General features: G+C 60.1%; 15 protein-coding genes. 8 read left to right on the forward strand and 7 right to left on the reverse strand.

The window, feature by feature from the left end; translation table 11 throughout:
• The 8 genes from PSCI_RS06485 (at position 1) to pqqD (ending at position 10,663) form a co-directional block, all read left to right on the forward strand.
• A complete protein-coding gene (locus tag PSCI_RS06485; RefSeq protein ID WP_052483359.1) occupies positions 1-993 on the forward strand; it encodes a FecR family protein in 993 nt (330 codons plus the stop codon).
• Between the two features lie 139 nt (positions 994-1,132).
• Positions 1,133-3,565 (forward strand): TonB-dependent siderophore receptor, encoded by a 2,433-nt coding sequence (locus tag PSCI_RS06490; RefSeq protein WP_045484360.1) that lies wholly within the window; start codon positions 1,133-1,135, stop codon positions 3,563-3,565.
• 789 nt (positions 3,566-4,354) lie between these two features.
• Positions 4,355-5,980 carry a methyl-accepting chemotaxis protein gene (locus PSCI_RS06495; protein WP_045484363.1) on the forward strand — a complete coding sequence of 542 codons (1,626 nt, stop codon included), beginning with the start codon at positions 4,355-4,357 and terminating at the stop codon, positions 5,978-5,980.
• Between the two features lie 100 nt (positions 5,981-6,080).
• Positions 6,081-7,136: an FUSC family protein gene (locus PSCI_RS06500; RefSeq protein ID WP_045484366.1), complete on the forward strand. Its 1,056-nt coding sequence runs from the start codon at positions 6,081-6,083 to the stop codon at positions 7,134-7,136.
• A gap of 48 nt (positions 7,137-7,184) precedes the next feature.
• On the forward strand, positions 7,185-7,646 hold the full coding sequence (locus PSCI_RS06505) for an Lrp/AsnC family transcriptional regulator (RefSeq protein WP_045484369.1): 462 nt from the start codon (positions 7,185-7,187) through the stop codon (positions 7,644-7,646).
• Positions 7,647-7,789: 143 nt separating this feature from the next.
• Positions 7,790-9,469 carry a flavin monoamine oxidase family protein gene (locus PSCI_RS06510; protein ID WP_045484372.1) on the forward strand — a complete coding sequence of 560 codons (1,680 nt, stop codon included), beginning with the start codon at positions 7,790-7,792 and terminating at the stop codon, positions 9,467-9,469.
• Between the two features lie 14 nt (positions 9,470-9,483).
• Positions 9,484-10,284, forward strand: a complete 801-nt coding sequence (locus PSCI_RS06515; RefSeq protein WP_045484375.1) for a carbon-nitrogen hydrolase family protein — start codon at positions 9,484-9,486, stop codon at positions 10,282-10,284.
• 100 nt (positions 10,285-10,384) lie between these two features.
• Positions 10,385-10,663, forward strand: coding sequence for a pyrroloquinoline quinone biosynthesis peptide chaperone PqqD (pqqD, locus tag PSCI_RS06520; RefSeq protein ID WP_045484378.1), 279 nt, complete (start codon positions 10,385-10,387; stop codon positions 10,661-10,663).
• A gap of 48 nt (positions 10,664-10,711) precedes the next feature.
• On the opposite strand, the gene PSCI_RS28440 is transcribed toward pqqD, so the two are convergent.
• The 7 genes from PSCI_RS28440 to PSCI_RS06555 form a co-directional block, all read right to left on the reverse strand.
• Positions 10,712-10,873, reverse strand: a complete 162-nt coding sequence (locus PSCI_RS28440) for a YqaE/Pmp3 family membrane protein (protein WP_045484381.1) — start codon at positions 10,871-10,873, stop codon at positions 10,712-10,714.
• A 336-nt stretch (positions 10,874-11,209) separates the two neighbouring features.
• Positions 11,210-12,985, reverse strand: coding sequence for an acyl-CoA dehydrogenase C-terminal domain-containing protein (locus tag PSCI_RS06530; RefSeq protein ID WP_045484384.1), 1,776 nt, complete (start codon positions 12,983-12,985; stop codon positions 11,210-11,212).
• A 219-nt stretch (positions 12,986-13,204) separates the two neighbouring features.
• Positions 13,205-14,503, reverse strand: a complete 1,299-nt coding sequence (locus PSCI_RS06535) for a GGDEF domain-containing protein (protein ID WP_045484387.1) — start codon at positions 14,501-14,503, stop codon at positions 13,205-13,207.
• 258 nt (positions 14,504-14,761) lie between these two features.
• Positions 14,762-16,567 (reverse strand): phenylacyl-CoA dehydrogenase, encoded by a 1,806-nt coding sequence (locus PSCI_RS06540; RefSeq protein ID WP_045484390.1) that lies wholly within the window; start codon positions 16,565-16,567, stop codon positions 14,762-14,764.
• A 319-nt stretch (positions 16,568-16,886) separates the two neighbouring features.
• Positions 16,887-17,417: a type II toxin-antitoxin system VapC family toxin gene (locus PSCI_RS06545; RefSeq protein ID WP_045484393.1), complete on the reverse strand. Its 531-nt coding sequence runs from the start codon at positions 17,415-17,417 to the stop codon at positions 16,887-16,889.
• A gap of 1 nt (position 17,418) precedes the next feature.
• Positions 17,419-18,078, reverse strand: coding sequence for a hypothetical protein (locus PSCI_RS06550; RefSeq protein WP_231906374.1), 660 nt, complete (start codon positions 18,076-18,078; stop codon positions 17,419-17,421).
• 240 nt (positions 18,079-18,318) lie between these two features.
• On the reverse strand, positions 18,319-18,615 hold the full coding sequence (locus PSCI_RS06555; RefSeq protein ID WP_045484399.1) for a hypothetical protein: 297 nt from the start codon (positions 18,613-18,615) through the stop codon (positions 18,319-18,321).
• Positions 18,616-18,707 lie beyond the last annotated feature (92 nt).

The raw sequence follows: 18,707 nt of genomic DNA on the forward strand, positions 1-18,707 counted from the left end.
GTGAGCCAGCAAACCGATCTGCAACGCCAGGCGGCCCAATGGCTGGTGCTACTGAGCAGTGACGACGAGGCTGAACGGGTGCGGGCCGAGCAGGACTTTCAGCACTGGAAACAGACCAGCCCGGAGCATGCCCAGGCGGCTGCCGGTATGGAACGTCTTTTGGCCAGCCTGCGTGACATGCGTGAGGAACCAGCCAGCGAGCAGCGTCTGCACCGGTTGATCGACAACGAAATCCGCCATACACGGCAGCAACGGCGTTCCGCTCGTCTGGGCACAGCCCTGGGCATCTGTCTGGTGCTGATGATCCCGGCCTGGCTGAGCTGGCAGCAGCGGCCGGGGCTGTGGTTGCTGGCCGATCTGGATACGCCCATCGGCCAATGGCAGGACACCCGCCTGGCAGACGGCAGTCGTCTGACCCTGGCCGGGGGCAGTGCGGTGAATGTGCATTTCAGCGCGACAGGTCGGGAAGTCGAATTGCTGCGCGGCGAGATCCGCGTCGAAGTTGCCGCCGATGCGCAGCGCCCCTTCAAGGTCGTCACCCGGGAAGGCAGTATTCGGGCACTCGGCACCCGCTTCATGGTGGACAAACAGGCGGGCGCGACCACTCTGAGCATGCTGGAGTCCCGTGTCCTGGCCCGTGCCAGCCAGGCGCAGGATCAAGGCTTGGTGGTAAGCGCCGGACAACAGGTGCGCATTCACCAGAACGGACTGGGTGAAGTGCACAACATCGATGCGCAGATCCTGGATCAGGCCTGGCAACAGCACCGGCTGATCGCCCGCGGCCTGCCACTACCCGATGTACTGAGCCAGCTGGAGCGCCAGTACGCTGGTGTACTGAGCTTCGACCACAGGGCTCTGGCCCACATTCAAGTATTCGCCGCCTTGCCTCTGGATAACCCGCAGCGCGCACTGCAATTGCTGGAAACCACCCTGCCGATCAAGATCACGCGCCTGACGCCATGGCTGATCAGGGTACAACCTCAGGAGCCTTGAAAAACTCACTTACCGTTTACCAAAGACCACACCAGCCCTCTGCCCGACCGTCCGCAAGAAAAAAGATGACCGCCGGTTCGCCTTTCTTCTTCTCGCTCGTTGAGGTTCGAAAGAATCAGATCAGGGGAGACGCTTTATCATGCCACAGCCACGCTTCAAGCCATTGTTACTCGCCATTCAACTGGCCTTCGCCTTGCCTCTGGCCGCAGCGAGCCTGGCGCACGCCGCCCAGCAACAGACGCTGGTCTACAACATTGCCCCGGGACCGCTGGGCGATGTGCTTAGCCAGTTCGCCACCCAGGCCGGAATCGATATATCGGTAGATGGTGGCCAGATCAAAGGTCTGCGCAGCCCGGGCCTGCGTGGCAGCTTCGATGTCCAGCAGGGCCTGCAACAACTGCTGACAGGAAGCGGCTATGGTTTCAGCCAGACGGCGGTCGGTTACATGTTGATTGCACAACCTGACCGTAGCGACGCCCTGCAACTGGAAGCCACCAGCATCATCAGCAGCGCCACTGAAAACCCCAAGGGGCCGGTGCAAGGCTACCTGGCCAGCCACTCCACCACCGCGACCAAGACCGATACCCCGTTGCTGGAAACCACCCAGTCAATCTCGGTGATCACCCGTGATCGAATGACCGCTCAGGGAGCCCAGACTGTCAGCGAAAGCCTGGGGTATACCGCTGGCGTACATGCCAATGTTTCGGGCAACAACCCCACCGATAACACACTTATTGTCCGTGGCTTTCAGCAGATCAACGCCAATGCCTACACCGATGGACTGCGCAATCAGCAGATCGGCTACTACGCGCCCGAGCCCTATGGCATGGAACGTATCGAACTGCTGCGCGGGCCGGCATCGGTGCTTTATGGTCAAGGCTCGCCAGGCGGCACCTTGAACTTTGTCTCCAAACGCCCGACATTCACCAGCCACCGGGAAGTGGGCCTGTCCACCGGCAGCGACAATCGTGCCCAGGCCAGTTTCGATGTCGGCGATGTGCTGGATGAGCAGAGGACTCTGAGTTATCGCCTGGTAGCTCTGGGTCGCGACGCCGACAACAGCATCGACGGCATCAAGGACGACCGGGTGTATGTTGCGCCGAGCCTGACCTGGGCTCCCGACGAAGACACCTCGCTGACGCTGCTGACCGCCTACCAGCGCAACAAGAACCTGTTTACCAGCAATATGCCCTACTCGATGTTCGACGGCTCCAACCCCAACGGTCGGGTACCCCGCCATCGCTCGCTGAACGAACCGGGCTTTGATGCGGAAAAAAGCGAGCAGACCAGCATTGGTTACGAATTCAGCCATAACCTGAGCGACACCTGGACCTTCAGGCAGAACCTGCGCTACACCCACTACACAGGTTACGAACACCAGCTGTACCGTAACAGCGGCGTCATCAATGACACCACCATCAATCGCTATTACCAGTTGCGCGGTTATGGCAATGACAACTATGCGGTGGATAACCAGTTACTCGGCAAATTCAGCACCGGCCCATTGGCCCATACCCTGCTCACCGGCGTGGATTACCAGCACAGTAAACGCGAGAACCATGTGCAGACCGGCGATGCACCGTCGATCAACGTCTATGCACCGGATCGCAGTGTGCGCATCGATACCAGCCGCTATACCAGCATTCTCGACACCCATGAGCGCACCCGCCAGACCGGCATCTATCTGCAAGACCAGATCAAACTGGATAGTTGGGTCGCCTCGATTGGCGGTCGTTATGACTGGGCCAGCACCGATACCGACAGCCGGACCCTGAGCGCCGCAACAGGTCTGACCAGCGGAGGCCTGAAAGCCACCGATGCAGAGGATTTCACGGGCCGGCTGGGCCTCGGCTACCTGTTTGACTCTGGCCTGTTTCCTTACGTGAGCTATAGCGAGTCTTTCACGCCGCTGAGCGGTACCGATGCTCAGGGTGCGCAATTCAAACCAGAGACCGGCAAACAGTATGAGGCCGGCGTGAAGTACCAGCCGACCGGGCAAGACAGTTATCTGACTATTGCTGCGTTCGATCTGCGTCGCCAGAACGTGCTGACCGCTGATACCGCGCGCCAGGGTTTTAGTGTCCAGGAAGGCGAAGTGACTTCTCGCGGCATCGAAGTGGAGGGTACATTCGAGCCGCTGCAAGGGCTCAACCTGATTGCGTCCTACACGACCAGTCGCACCGAGGTAACCAAGGATAATCCCAATGCTGCCGGAGTAAGCACCAAAGGCAAGACGCCGTTCCGTACGCCTGAACAACTGGCCTCGCTGTGGAGTGACTACACCCTGCAAACCGGACCGCTGGCAGGGCTGGGCTTTGGTATCGGAGCACGCTACACCGGCTCGACCTATGGCGATGCGCAGAACACCTTCAAGGTACCGTCATATACCTTGATTGACGCGATGATCAGTTACGACTTTGGCAAGGCAGACTCCCAGCTTCAGGGCCTCAGCGCGCGGGTCAACGTCAAGAACCTGACAGACAAGTACTATGTGGCAGGCTGTTTTATCAACGTCGCCTGCCTGCCCGGAGCCGAACGAACGCTAACCGCAGACCTCAGCTACAAGTGGTAAGCACGCGCAGCAAACAAGAAGGCTGCTGAGGCAGCCTCATGCGCTACAGGTTTTTGACCAGTAGCCGACGCTGGTGATGACGCTCTTGCGTTGCTCGGCGCTGGCTCGCAGATAAGACAGGCCGACATGGAAAGCCCCCATCAATACACCCAAGAGTCGCAGCTGGTATTTGTTGAGCACCCGGCGTACTGATCGCAGCGCCTGTCGCTGCCAGCGATTTTCCAGCAAGACCGGGAATAACTTACAAATATTGGCACTAACGTCCTAGTAACGTCGGAAAACACCGATACAGAGGCGTTAACTAGTTATCGTAGAAAATCCTAAATAAAGCCGATGTATAGCCGACATAAGTCGCATGCCTGCAGTACAACGAAGAAACATCTTTTTACTTGTACTGAAAGAAGCAATTGGCCATCATTGAACAATCGTACAAGAAAGCTCGTCCGGCACACCTGCTTGTTCGAACACGAACAACATCAAGCAGCCTGGCCCTGAGCCACGGCGTCTCGAATGATTTCACACCTGAGCAATGACAGGCCCTGGCGGGTCTGTGGGCGTTCATTGCCTGCACATGCGCGAGCCGCTGAGCGTGGTGGTTGCGCCGGGTGAAATCCAGCTAATCGATTCAACCAAACCGCGTGACGTGCGTTAAGGAAATATCTGGCCAGTCATGCCGTTATTTGCCTTACAGATCACGCCGGAATAGTTCAGGGCTGTATCCAGGCCGCCGCCTGAGATCCCCAGGATCATTTGCAAGCCACACTTTAAAACTGCCATGAAGGACTAAACATGAACTTGAGGGACTTGAAAGTCGGCACGCGGGCCGCAGCCATTTTTCTACTGCTCGGGGCGCTGGTGCTGGGCATGGGCGTGACCGCTCTGTTCCAGGCCAAACGTATGGATACTGCGACCGACGAAGTCAGGGAGGTCTGGTTGCCGGCGGTCATTGCCCTGGGAGACCTGGGCACTGATCTGGGGCGCGTTCGGGCACTCACCCTGCGCGCCATCCTGCAAGACGACAGCGCCGAGCGCGAGCGGACCCTCAGCATGATCCGCGGTATCAACGACACCATTCCCAAGGTCGTCAAAAGCTATGAAGACACCATTCAGGTGCCAGAAGACCGTGCCTTGTTCAATGACTTCAAAGCCACCAGTGACCGCTATCACCAGTTGCAGGCCAAGGTGCTTGCCACGCTGCAGGACGGACGCAAGCAAGAGGCGGTGGATCTGATCAACGGCCCGCTGGTCGAGTACGCCGACAACATGATGGCCTCACTGAAGAAACTGGTGCGCTACAACGCCGATGGTGCCGTCAGTGCAGCCAAGCTCAGCAGTGATGTTTTCGATGAAGCCTTTGCCGTCATCATCGTCGCCTTGCTGGCCATCTTGCTGGCCATGGCGGTGATTGCCTGGGTACTGACCCGCAGCATCGTCAGCCCGCTGGCCGACGCAGTGACCGCCGCCAACCGGGTGGCCAGCGGCGACCTGACCCGCGACATCAAGGTCTCGGGCCACGACGAACCGGCACAGTTGCTGAACGCCCTGAACATCATGCAGCACAACCTGCGTGACACCATTACCCAGATCGCCGCCTCGTCGAACCAGTTGGCCTCGGCCTCCGAAGAGCTCAACTCGGTAACCGAAGACGCCAGCCGCGGCCTGCACAAGCAGAATGCCGAGATCGAGCAGGCCGCCACTGCGGTGAATGAGATGACCGCGGCGGTCGAGGAAGTGGCCAGCAACGCGGTGATCACCGCCGAAGCCTCCAAAGGCGCAGACAAGAGCACCGCCCAGGGCCGCGAGAAGGTCAATCAGGCGCTGGAGTCGATCGAGCATCTGGTCGGCGATGTGTCGACCACCTCCCAGGAAATCGAACAACTGGCCAGCCAGGTCAACGACATCAGCAAGGTGCTGGACGTGATCCGCTCGGTGGCCGAGCAGACCAACCTGCTGGCCCTCAATGCCGCCATCGAAGCCGCCCGGGCCGGTGAGGCCGGACGCGGCTTTGCCGTGGTGGCCGATGAGGTGCGCGGCCTGGCGCACCGCACCCAGGAGTCGACCCAGGAGATCGAGAAAATGATCGGCGGCATCCAGACCGGTTCGGAACGCGCCGTGGATGCGATGCAAAGCAGCCGCCAGCGCGCCACCGCAACGCTGGACGTGGCCCAGGCCGCCAACCAGGCGCTGGAGGGTATTGCCGAAGCGATCAATTCGATCAACCAGCGTAACCTGGTGATCGCCAGCGCCTCGGAGCAACAGGCCCAGGTGGCCCGCGAAGTGGACCGCAACCTGGTGAACATCCGCGATCTGTCGATGCAGACCTCGGCCGGCGCCAACCAGACCAGCGCCGCGAGCCAGGAACTATCGAGCCTGGCGGTCGGCCTTAACACCATGATTTCCCGTTTCAAGGTCTGACCGGTTTCACAATCGCGCCAATACAAGCGCTGCCAGCCTCTGGCAGCGCTGCACCGGTTATGGCCTACTCCACTGACCTCAGTTGATGGTACGCCCCCGCATGCCCTTTCCTCGCACTGCTTCCATTCCCGCCTGGCTTCGCCCTGTACTACGCCCGTTGCTTGACCCTTATCGCCGCTACCGACACGCCCGGCTGATCCATGCCGCCCGAATCTCGGTCGGCCTGCTGGTGTCGATCCTGCTCACCAGCGGGTTGAACCTGCCACATGGCGAGTGGGCCTCGGTGACCATGCTGATCGTGATCGGCGGCCTGCAGCATCATGGCAATATCCGCAAGAAATCCGTGGAACGTGCCTATGGCACCCTGATCGGCGCAGGCCTTGGGCTGTGCGTGGTGGTCCAGCAGGGTTATCTGGAAATGCCGCTGCTGACCTACACCCTGATGTCAGTGATGTGCGGGTTCTTCGCCTACCACGCCATCGGCAAGGGCGGCTATACCGCGCTCCTGTCGGCGATCACGCTGTTCATCGTCGCAGGCCACGGGGTCAACCCGATCAGCGACGGGCTGTGGCGCACGGTGGATATTCTGATCGGTATCGGTCTGGCGCTGGCATTCTCGTTCGCCCTGCCGCTGTATGCGGTGTTCTCCTGGCGCTATAACCTGGCCAGCGGCCTGCGTGACTGCGCCAAGGTGTATGGGCGGATCAGCCATGGCCAGGCGGTCAACGCCGATGAACACCTCAAGCTCACCGCCAGCCTCAACGCGACCATGCTGCAACTGCGCTCGCTGCTGCCGTCGGTGTCCAAGGAGGTGAAGATTTCCATGGTCGAGCTGGACACCATCCAGAGCCAGTTCCGGATGTGCCTGAGCCTGCTGGAAATCCTCGCCAATACCCGCCCGGCCAACCCTGACCCGCTCACCCGGGCGCTACTGGATGCCGACTACCGGCAGAACCGCCGCCGCCTGCTGGGCATGGCCAGGGCGTTGCAGACCGGCGCGACCGAACACCTCAACCGCAGCTTTGAAGCCTTGCAGCTGCCCGGTGACGTTCCCGCCGAACTGACCGGTTATCTGCTGATGAGCCAGCGCCTGAGCCACACGCTCGATCAATTGCAGGCACGTCTGGCCAAGACCTCCCGGCGCTGGAAGTTGTGACCGGCAGGCAACACCCCGTACCATGCGGCGCATTGTAAGGAGACGCCCTTGTCCGCCAGCCGCCCGCCCGTTCTTGATGATCTTGACCACCGGTTGATCGCCGCTTTGCAGCTCAACGCCCGCGAAAGCGTGGCCGTGCTGGCCCGCCAACTGGGCATCGCGCGCACCACCGTGACGTCGCGGCTGGCACGCCTGGAAAAGAGCAAGGTCATCACCGGCTACGGTGTACGGCTGGGTCAGCGAGTGGTCGATGGCGGCCTGCAGGCCTACGTCGGCATCACCGTCAGGCCGCGAGCCGGCAAGGACGTGCTGCGTCGCCTCGCGACTCTCAGCGAAGTCCAGCAACTGTGCGCGGTGAGTGGCGAGTTCGACTATGTTGCCTGGCTACGCACTGAATCCCCGGAGCAACTGGACCAGTTGCTCGACCTGATCGGCAGTGTCGAGGGGGTGGAAAAGACCACCACCTCGATCATTCTCAGCAGCAAGATCGACCGCGGCCAGCCAGTTTGAATGGCGTTTTCGTCATAGTGCGCAAGCAGGTCGTCAGATTGCATCACCGACGCACAGAGCGACGACAGTTTTCGTCTTATTAACGTGCTCATGCCTGCCTAGACTGTCCTTACCCGTGCCATCGCCACCATTAAGGGACAGCCATGAATCACCCTCGTCATCGTGCAGACGGTCAACAACCGATCACTATGTTCGGTCCGGACTTCCCTTTTGCCTTCGACGAGTGGATCACCCACCCCGCCGGGCTGGGCAGCATCCCGGAACATCATCATGGCCGTGAAGTGGCGATCATCGGCTCCGGCATCGCCGGCATGGTCGCCGCCTATGAACTGATGAAGCTGGGCCTCAAGCCGGTGGTCTACGAGGCTTCGCAGATGGGCGGGCGGCTGCGCTCCCAGCCATTCGAAGGCGCTGAAGGCATCATTGCCGAACTGGGAGGCATGCGCTTTCCGGCCTCGTCCACGGCGTTCTATCACTATGTCGACAAACTCGGCCTGCAGACCCAGCCATTTCCCAACCCGCTGACCCCGGCCTCCGGCAGCACGGTGGTGGATCTGGAAGGCAATACCTACTATGCGCAAAGCCTCAGCGACCTGCCCGCCCTGTTTCAGGAAGTGGCCGATGCCTGGGCCGACGCCCTGGAGAGCGGCGCGCGGTTTTCCGAAATCCAGCAGGCGATCCGCGAACGCAATGTGCCACGCCTCAAGGCGTTGTGGAATGAACTGGTACCGCTGTGGGACGACCGCACCTTTTACGACTTCGTGGCCACCTCGAAAGCTTTTGCCAAACTGTCGTTCTACCACCGCGAAGTGTTCGGCCAGGTCGGTTTCGGCACCGGTGGCTGGGACTCGGACTTCCCCAACTCGATGCTGGAAATTTTCCGCGTGGTAATGACCAACTGCGATGAAGACCAGCACTTGATTGTCGGTGGCGTGCAACAGGTGCCGCTGGGCATCTGGCGCCATGTGCCGCCGCACTGCGCCCATTGGCCGGCCGGCACCAGCCTGTCGTCACTGCACCATGGCGCGCCGCGCCCTGGCGTCAAACGCATCGCCCGCGCCTCCGACGGCCAGTTGGCGATCACCGACAACTGGGGCGACACGCGTCTGTACCCGGCAGTACTGACCACTTGCCAGAGCTGGCTGCTGACCACCCAGATCGAATGCGAAGAGTCACTGTTCTCGCAGAAAATGTGGATGGCCCTGGACCGTACCCGCTACATGCAGTCGTCGAAAACCTTTGTGATGGTCGACCGGCCCTTCTGGAAAGACAAAGACCCGCAAACCGGCCGCGACCTGATGAGCATGACCCTCACCGACCGTCTGACCCGTGGCACCTACCTGTTTGACAACGGCGACGACAAACCAGGAGTGATCTGCCTGTCCTACTCGTGGATGAGCGATGCACTGAAAATGCTGCCACAGCCGATCGACAAGCGCGTGCGTCTGGCCCTGGATGCGCTGAAGAAGATTTACCCGAAGGTGGATATCGCCGCGCACATCATCGGCGACCCGATTACCGTTTCGTGGGAGGCCGATCCGCATTTCCTGGGTGCCTTCAAAGGCGCACTGCCCGGCCATTACCGCTATAACCAGCGGATGTACGCGCACTTCATGCAGCACGACATGCCCGCCGAACACCGCGGCATGTTCCTCGCCGGTGATGACATATCCTGGACCCCGGCCTGGGTCGAGGGTGCGGTGCAGACCTCGCTCAATGCGGTGTGGGGCATCATGAACCACTTTGGCGGCAAGTCCCCCGCCGACAACCCCGGCCCAGGCGATGTGTTCGATGAAATCGGCCCCATTGCGCTGGGCGACTAACACCGAGGTTTAGCATGCGGATCGCGATTTACCAATGCCCGCCCCTGCCCCTGGACATTGATGCCAACCTGGCGCGGCTGGCCGCCCAGGCACAGGCCGCCAGCCGTGCTGGTGCACAGTTGCTGGTCTGCCCGGAGATGTTCCTCAGCGGTTACAACATCGGTCGTCAGGCGGTCGAACGACTGGCCGAAGCCGCAGACGGCCCGGCAGCCGAACAGGTCGCGACGATTGCCCGGCACAGCGGTATGGCGATTGTCTATGGCTACCCGGAGCGGGCCACGGACGGCCTGCTGTATAACGCCGCGCAACTGATCGACGCGGCCGGCAACCGGCTGGTCAACTATCGCAAGACCCACCTGTTCGGCGAGCTGGATAAAACCATGTTCAGCGCCGGGGCCGCGCACTGTGCGGTGGTCGAACTGCACGGTTGGCGGCTGGGGCTACTGATCTGCTACGACGTAGAGTTTGCGGAGACGGCGCGTCATCTCGCGCTGGCCGGTGCCGACCTGATCGTGGTGCCCACCGCCAATATGGCGCCCTATGACTTCGTGTGTGAGGTGACGGTGCGCGCCCGCGCCTTCGAGAACCAGTGCTACCTGGCGTATGCCAACTACTGCGGTAGTGAGGGCGAAATCCACTATTGCGGCCTGAGCAGCCTTAACGGGCCGCAGGGCTGCCGCCCGTTGCTGGCAGGCGAGGACGAAGCGTTGCTGATCGCTGACCTGCAACGCTCAGGCATCGATAACGCCAAGGATTTAAACAATTACGCCGCTGATCGCCGCCCTGATCTGTATGAGCGACTGTTGAAAAACTGAGCCGCCGTCATTGCATTGCGCGACTACACTGCAAGTGAGGATTGATGATCGGCCTCCCGGCCGGTCACGAGCAAAGTGTCTGTCAGCAGAGGATCACTCCATGAAAGCCGATCGCACACTCACCCCGCACTGGCACACAGGCTGCAGCCTGGAGCGGGCTCCTGATCGACATGGCCATGTACTGCTGTTTCGTCCCGGCGGCATGATCCGCCTGGACGATGACGCGGCACGGGTTGGCGAATTGATTGATGGTCGGCACACGGTCGAGCAGATCATCGAGATTCTGCATACCCGTTTCCCTAACCTTCCGGAAACGGGTACCGACGTTGATGACTTCATCAGGAGAGCCAGCCAGAAGCACTGGATCGACCTGCACTGAAGCGCCTTCGGGCCTGGCCAGGACCAGGCCTGAAAGCGGCGCGGCAGGTTACTTGCGGCTGGCGATGATGTACACCGCGTGGATGATGCCAGGGAAGTAACCCAGCAGGGTCAACAGAATGTTGAGCCAGAACGCGCCGCCGAAACCGACTTGCAGGAACACGCCCAGTGGAGGCAGCAGAATGGCGATGATAATGCGGATGATGTCCATGGGTAAGCTCCTGATTGAAGGGCCTTGATGGCCTGTATTCAATCGACCCTTGGCCGCTGTCAGTGGTTCCGTAGCTTCTGGCAGACCGCCATCACCCGACCCGGAACAAAAACACGTGCACAAAGAAAACCCCGCCGCAGCGGGGTTTTCCAGACTGTTTCCCTGACTTCCCTTTCTTCCCGCCATCCTGGCAGGTATCCCTTACGTGTCCCTGTTATCTAGTGCGCATCCTGCGCAACGTCCATGTGGCTAATTTAACTTTGGATCCTTTTTATCGAAAGAGGCGATTTGCCGCCACGTGGTGTAAGCCATGGCTTACACCAATGAGAATCATTATCAGAATTGCTCGGCGTCCAGCAGGTACAGCGATTCACTGCCTGCGCGTACCGCAGCGGCGAGTGAATGAATACGCGGCAACAAGCGAGCAAAATAGAAACGCGCAGTCGCCAGCTTGCCGGCATAGAACGAATCTTCAGCTTCTTTGGCTTGTGCGACCAGAGCCATGCGCGCCCACAGCCAGGCATAGGCTGTGTAGCCGAACAGATGCAGATACTCCACTGACGCAGCGCCGATTTCATTCGGGTTGCTGCGCGCGCGGTCAAGTATCCATTGAGTCAGGTCGTCGAGGGTCTGCAAGGCATTTGCCAGCGGCTTGACGAATTCCGCAGGCGCTTCGCCGCTGTCGATGAACTGCCGAACCTCCTCGGAAAACACCCGGTACCAGGCACCGTCAGAACCGACGATCTTGCGCCCCACCAGGTCCAGCGCCTGGATGCCGTTGGTGCCTTCGTAGATCTGGGTGATGCGCACATCACGCACCAGTTGCTCCTGGCCCCACTCGCGAATGTAACCGTGGCCGCCGAACACTTGCTGGCCGTGAACAGTGGTTTCCAGACCGACATCGGTGAGAAAGGCCTTGGCCACCGGGGTCAGCAACGCCACCAGTTGTTCGGCGCGCTCACGCTGCTGCGGCTCTTCACTGTATTTGGCGATGTCCAGTTGTACCGCCACATAAGTGGAAAATGCCCGCCCACCCTCGTTGAGGGCTTTCATGGTCAGCAGCATGCGCCGCACGTCGGGGTGCACGATGATCGGGTCGGCGACCTTGTCGCGGTTCTGCGCGCCCGTCGGCGCACGGCTTTGCAGACGGTCACGGGCATATTCGATGGCGTTCTGGTAGGAGCGCTCGCCGGATGCCAAGCCCTGGATGCCGACCCCCAGACGCTCGTAGTTCATCATGGTGAACATCGCCGCCAGGCCCTTGTGCGGCTCACCCACCAGCCAGCCACGGGCCTGGTCGAAATTCATCACACAGGTGGCAGAAGCCTGGATACCCATCTTGTGTTCGATGGAACCGCAACTGACCGGGTTGCGCGCCCCCAGGCTGCCGTCGTCATTGACCAGAAACTTGGGCACCAGAAACAGTGAAATGCCCTTGGGGCCGGCTGGCGCATCGGGCAGCCTGGCCAGGACCAGATGGATGATGTTCTCGGTCAGGTCGTGCTCACCGCCGGTAATGAAAATCTTGCTGCCGCTGATCAGATAGCTGGCGTCGGGCTGCGGCTCGGCGCGGGTGCGGATGATTCCCAGGTCAGTCCCGGCGTGGGCTTCGGTCAGGCACATCGAGCCACACCAGACACCGGCGTACATGTTGGGCAGGTACTGCGCCTTGAGCGCCTCACTGGCATGGGTATTGAGCGAGACACACGCGCCGGAGGTCAGCATCGGGTACAGACCGAACGCCAGGCTCGCGGAGTTGAGCATTTCTTCGACCTGCGCCGAGACCACCTTGGGCATGCCCATGCCACCAAACTCGGGGTTGCCACCCACGCCCACCCAGCCGCCCTCGGCATAGGTGCGGTAGGCATCGACAAAGCCGGTTGGCGTACTGACCACGGTGTCGTTCCAGCGGCAGCCCTCTTCGTCGCCGTTACGGCTCAGGGGCGCAATGCTGCGGCTGGTGACCTTGCCGGCTTCTTCAAGAATCGCCTCGACGGTTTCGGTGTCCACAGTGTCGGCCAATGCCGGCAAACTGGCCCAGAGTCGGGAAACCTCAAAGACCTCATTGAGGACGAAGCGCATATCACGCAGCGGCGCTTTGTAGTCAGCCATGGCACACCTCGCAAACGGGAAGCAAAAGATCTGAGCCTGGAAACCGGACCTGCCACAGACCGGTCAAGGCGTTCGAAGCCCGAGTTTAGCCGAACAACCATTACGACACATAGGGTCCGTTTGTGACCACAAGGTATTTATCAGTCACGTAAAATGGCAGGCCGAAAAAAAACACGGCGCCGCCCATCACGGCCCGTGTCCACTTGTCTTTGCTGCTGTTCAGCCAACGGGGTCAGGGCTGCGCACCGCTCCGCGTTTGGCAGTCTGCCCATGCGCAATCACACAGTTGCGTCCGGCGCCCTTGGCGGCATACAGCGCCTGGTCGGCGGCCTTGAGTACTTCTTCAGGTGTGCGGTGTTCAGGCTGGCGCTCGGCCACCCCGATACTGACGGTGACCGACACGCTGCTGGCCGACGCAGCACCGCGCCGCTGCCGCCCCTGTTGATCGTCCTGCGGCCGGTTCTCCTTGTTGCGCAACTGGATCTCGTAGTGGGCAATGGTCTCGCGAATCACCTCAAGGTGCGGCAGGCACTCTTCCAGCGCCTTGCCGGCAAACACAATGGCAAATTCTTCACCACCGTAGCGGTAAGCCTTGCCGCCGCCATTGGTGATTTTCGACAGTTTGCTGGCCACCAGACGCAGCACCTGATCGCCCACATCATGGCCGTGGGTGTCGTTGAATTTCTTGAAGTGGTCCACGTCGCTCATGGCCAGCACATAGTTGCGTCCCAGGCGCTGCATCCGCTCATTGAGCGCGCGTCGCCCCGGCAAGCCGGTCAGCTCGTCGCGGAACGCCATCTGATACGCCTCATGGGCCACGCCTGCCGCAATCATCAGCATCACCTGGCTGCACATGATATTGAGCGTGAATGGCAGGATGAAGGTCTTGGGCAGTGCCCAGAACAGCGCCAGCAAACCGACCAGTTGCGCCGCATGCAGCGGCCTGGGTTTGCTCAGATACTGCCAGATCAACACGCCGAAGCCGATGATAAACATCAGGTACGACAGCTGGATCAGGCTCATCCACGAGCCGTGCAAGGCCGGCCAGCGAATGTCCGCCAGCCAGTTCTGCACTTCATTCGGATAGCTCTGCTCCATGCCCAAGGCAACGCTGCCGACCACCAGCAGCACCGCCAGACGGGCCACGATGTCCTGAAACAGGTGAGTGCGCTCCTCCCAGGCCGCGTACAGCGCATACATCACCGGCAGTAGCAGGCAGGTCAGGTGGAAAATCACCGCCGCATCTTCGCGGACCCTGCCGTTGTCACGGTAGAAGTCCGTCTGGGTGTCGAGCAGAAAATAGGCAATGTACACCGTCACCATCAACGACAACTCGCGCTGACGCCGGTAGACCGCGCAATAGGCACCGCCCAGCAGCAGCACCAGGGTCGGCAGGACGTTGAACAGTGAGGTGAAGAACACACTCAGGTCTTTGACATAGGCCGCTGCCAGCCCAGCCAGGAACAGGCTGCCGGCGGGCAGGAAGTGACTCAGTCGTGCAGCAGATGGATGCAACAAGGGGGATGTCTCCTACTCGGCATCGAGCAATCGCTCAGCATGATGTCATTGTGCCCACATTCGGCAAGCAATGCATACAACCGAACCAATTAGTTAACTAAGTGCTGTAACGGCAGGAAACTCAAAAGGTTTATCAGGGATATATGAAGGTTATCTAACAGCGGTTGTTACCCGGACATCTGCCCAGAAAAAATAAAACGCCCCCGCTCGTGTGAACGGGGGCGTTTCCGGTATTGCTGGGCGGAGCCGAATCCGGACTCAGTAAGCCAGACCGAAGTCCTCTTCACTGATTTCCATCAGGTTGGCAGCGCCAGACAGGATCGCTGCGGCATGGCTGCGGGTGCGGGGCAGGATACGCTGGTAATAGAAGCGCGCAGTCTGCAGTTTGGCTTTGTAGAACGCCTCGTCGCCCGTACCCTCGGCAATCTTCTCCGCGGCCAGGCGGGCCATGTCGGCCCAGAAGTAAGCCAGGCAGACGTAACCGGAGAACATCAGGTAATCCACCGAAGCGGCGCCGACTTCTTCGCGGTCTTTCATGGCGGCCATGCCGACCTTCATGGTCAACTCGCCCCACTCCTTGTTCAACGCCGCCAGCGGGGCGATGTACGCCGACAGGGCTTCGTTGCCTTCGTTGGCTTGGCAGAATTTGTGGACGATCTTGGTGAAGCCCTTGAGCGCCTCGCCCTGGGTCATCAGTACCTTGCGACCGAGCAGGTCGAGGGCCTGGATGCCGGTGGTGCCTTCATAGAGCATCGAAATGCGGCTGTCGCGCACGTTCTGCTCCATGCCCCACTCGGCGATGAAGCCGTGACCGCCATAGATCTGCACGCCATGGTTGGCAGCCTCGAAGCCCACCTCGGTCATGAATGCCTTGGCAATCGGGGTCATGAACGCCAACAGCGCGTCGGCCGACTTGCGTTGCTCCTCGTCCTGGCTGTACTTGACGATGTCCACCAGCTTGGCGGTGAAGTACACCATCGCCCGGTTGCCTTCGGCGAACGCCTTGATGGTCAGCAGCATGCGCCGTACATCAGGGTGCACGATGATCGGGTCGGCGGCTTTATCCGGTGCCTTGGGACCGGTCAGCGAACGCATCTGCAGACGCTCGCGGGCGTATTTCAGGCCACCCTGGAACGCCACCTCGGCGTGCGCCAGGCCCTGCAGTGCAGTGCCCAGGCGCGCGGTGTTCATGAAGGTGAACATGCAGTTCAGGCCCTTGTTCGCCGGGCCGATCAGGAAACCTGTCGCACCGTCGAAGTTCATCACGCAGGTGGCGTTGCCGTGAATGCCCATCTTGTGCTCCAGCGAGCCACAGGTGACGGCATTGCGCGCGCCGATGGCACCTTGGGCGTCAGGCAGGAATTTGGGCACGATGAACAGCGAAATGCCTTTGGTGCCAGCCGGTGCATCCGGCAGGCGGGCCAGCACGATGTGCACGATGTTGTCGGCCATGTCGTGTTCACCGGCCGAAATGAAAATCTTGGTGCCGCTGACCTTGTAGCTGCCGTCGGCCTGGGGCTCGGCCTTGGTGCGCAGCATGCCCAGGTCGGTGCCGCAGTGCGGTTCGGTCAGGCACATGGTGCCGGTCCATTCACCGGAGACCAGCTTGGTCAGGTAGGTGTGCTGCTGTTCAGCCGTACCGTGGGCCGACAGGGTATTCATCGCGCCATGCGACAAACCGGGGTACATGCCCCACGACCAGTTGGCTTCCCCCACCAGCTCGCTGACCGCCAGACCCAGAGACTCCGGCAGGCCCTGGCCGCCATGCTCGACATCATGGGCCAGGCTCGGCCAGCCGCCTTCGACGAATTGCTGATAAGCCTGTTTGAAACCGGTTGGCGTTTTCACGCCAGACTCGCTCCAGGTACAGCCTTCGGTGTCACCGACCCGATTCAGCGGTGCCAGCACCTGCTCACAGAACTTGGCGCCTTCTTCAAGGATGGCGTCGACCGTATCGGGCGTGGCGTCCTCGCAGCCAGGCAGGCTCTGATAGTGCGCCGCATAACCCAGCAGTTCATCACGTACGAAACGAATATCACGCAAGGGGGCTTTGTAATCTGGCATAGCGAAAACCTCTGCTGGTGAATCCCGGAATGAATGACTGGCCGGTCATGCTGGAAACATTGTTGTCCAGCTGATGATCGCGGCCGCCCACCGATCAAACAGTTGTTTGAAACTTACGTTTACACCCGCACCTTGTCAATAGCGTGCCACTCACCATCGGTCTAACGTCACGATCGACCACGCACGACAAGGCCCGCAGCGATGCTGGCAACATGCATTCAAGTCTAGTTGAGCGAGTAGAGGTTGCGGGGACGATACACAGGGCGAACCGGACAAAGGCCGGAGCAGCCAGAAAGCGGCTTTACGGCCGAAGAAATGCTCAGAGCTGGAAATCGACCTCCAACTGCTCAGGGTCAGGCTCGATGTCCCCAAGGCTGCGCACGGCCATGCCGAGACTCTCCGCTTTTTCGAACAATTGTTTGTCGTGTGTCCAGATTTCATTGGCATTGTTGGCCAATGCAATGGCCAGAATCTGCCGATCAAACCGGAATTTGGCTTTGGTTACCGAAGGATCAGCGAGTGCCACCTTAAGCTCTTGTGTCGTAATCATCCCGGCGCATTCAATGGCTGCAATCTCATCGAAACTGACCATTTCAAAGCAGGATAACTGCCGGATGCTTTCGACCAGTTTTGCGCTCTGCCCAGGTGAAAAACCGATCAATACCTCAGCCAGCACCGGAGCAGGAATGAGCACACTGCCGCGGGCTGCGTCGATTTTTTCGACAAGTGCTTCGGCACGGTCAATTGCCCGCTCGATGGGCATGCTATTGCGAGGATCGTAAAGAATCGAACCGGGTTTGACGTTTCCTATCACCTGCAGGAGAACATTCGTGTCTAAAACGACCCTCACCTTACCCCCTCAATTCCAGAATCAACGCATGAGCATCATCCATCTCGCTCACACCGCCAGCGCTCAACGCCCTCAATTTCTTGATACCTGATTTGAGTGTGCCGTTCTCTAAACGGTCGAAAGAGTGAGCTTGCAGCTTCTTGAGGCGCCAGCCCCCGTTTGGCCGGCTTTCCCACACACCTTCACCATGCAGCCGGACAGGCTTGAACAGCAGGCTGCCCAACTGCTCAGCCAACGCGGTGCCTACCTCGCACAGCAGTGACTCGCCAGTAGCGCCTTCAAGACGCACCAGAATGGTTTCATCTTTGCCGCCAACGAAATAGAGCCTGCCTTGAACGCTGCCTTTTTTGCGAATCACCACTGGAGGAGCGGCAGTTTTGGCCTTTGGGAATTCCAACACTTGGGCAGTGCCATTGAGAAGCGTGCCGTCCACACGATCTTCTTCCATGAGCGAGGCAAGTTGCTGATAGGCCTTTTGGGCACGCCTGGCGCCTTCGCCTGCGGCGGCAAGGCACGCCTGGTGCACTACAGCCTGATACTTGTCGTCCTCAACGAGGGCATTCAGGCACGCTGAGCCTTGGCTGACACCCTCAAAATGAACGCTCTCCCGATACCCCAGCAGCCTAGAGAGCTCGCGCAGGTACTCAGCCAGCCGGGTCATTGAAAGCTGCTCAGGAGAGGTACCGTCGAGGTGCAGGGTTATCGTTTGCATGGCTCGAGTATAGGAGAAACCATTACCCGCGCCTACGACACTCCCAGCCCGGAAACAAGACATCATCTGACAAGTTGTATCCAAGCGTTATGGGCATTGTGGCGCACATAACGAAAACGCCGTGCACAAAGACACGGCGTTTCATATTCACCCTCTCGATGGGGCTGGCCTGAAAATCAGGCCCCAGGGTCAGGCGTAGGTGTCGATCAGGGTGCCCAGCGCTTCATTGCTTGCGCGCTGCGCAGCAGCGCCCGCTTCAGCCTGCGCTTTGCCGGCCGCGAGTTCGACAATGTTGGCGGGCAGATCGGAACGCTGGCTACGGTCGACGGAGCGCAGGTTTTCCAGCTGGAAATCCGAAGACTGGCTGCGGCCGGAGACTTCGATACCGCTACTGGCGATCTGGGTGGCCGCCTGATCGACACGATCCTGCCCGACCTGAATAGCGGTCAAGCCTGGATAAAACGTGTTGCTCAAGGAGATTTGCATAAGCCAATCCTCAGCTCAGAGTTACAAACAAGCCTATTGAACCAGCAATAAAGGCAAAAGGCCCGATAAAAAGACTAATGGCACAACGCCTG

The sequence above is a fragment of the Pseudomonas sp. StFLB209 genome (genome assembly GCF_000829415.1).
In the GTDB taxonomy this organism is placed as follows: domain Bacteria; phylum Pseudomonadota; class Gammaproteobacteria; order Pseudomonadales; family Pseudomonadaceae; genus Aquipseudomonas.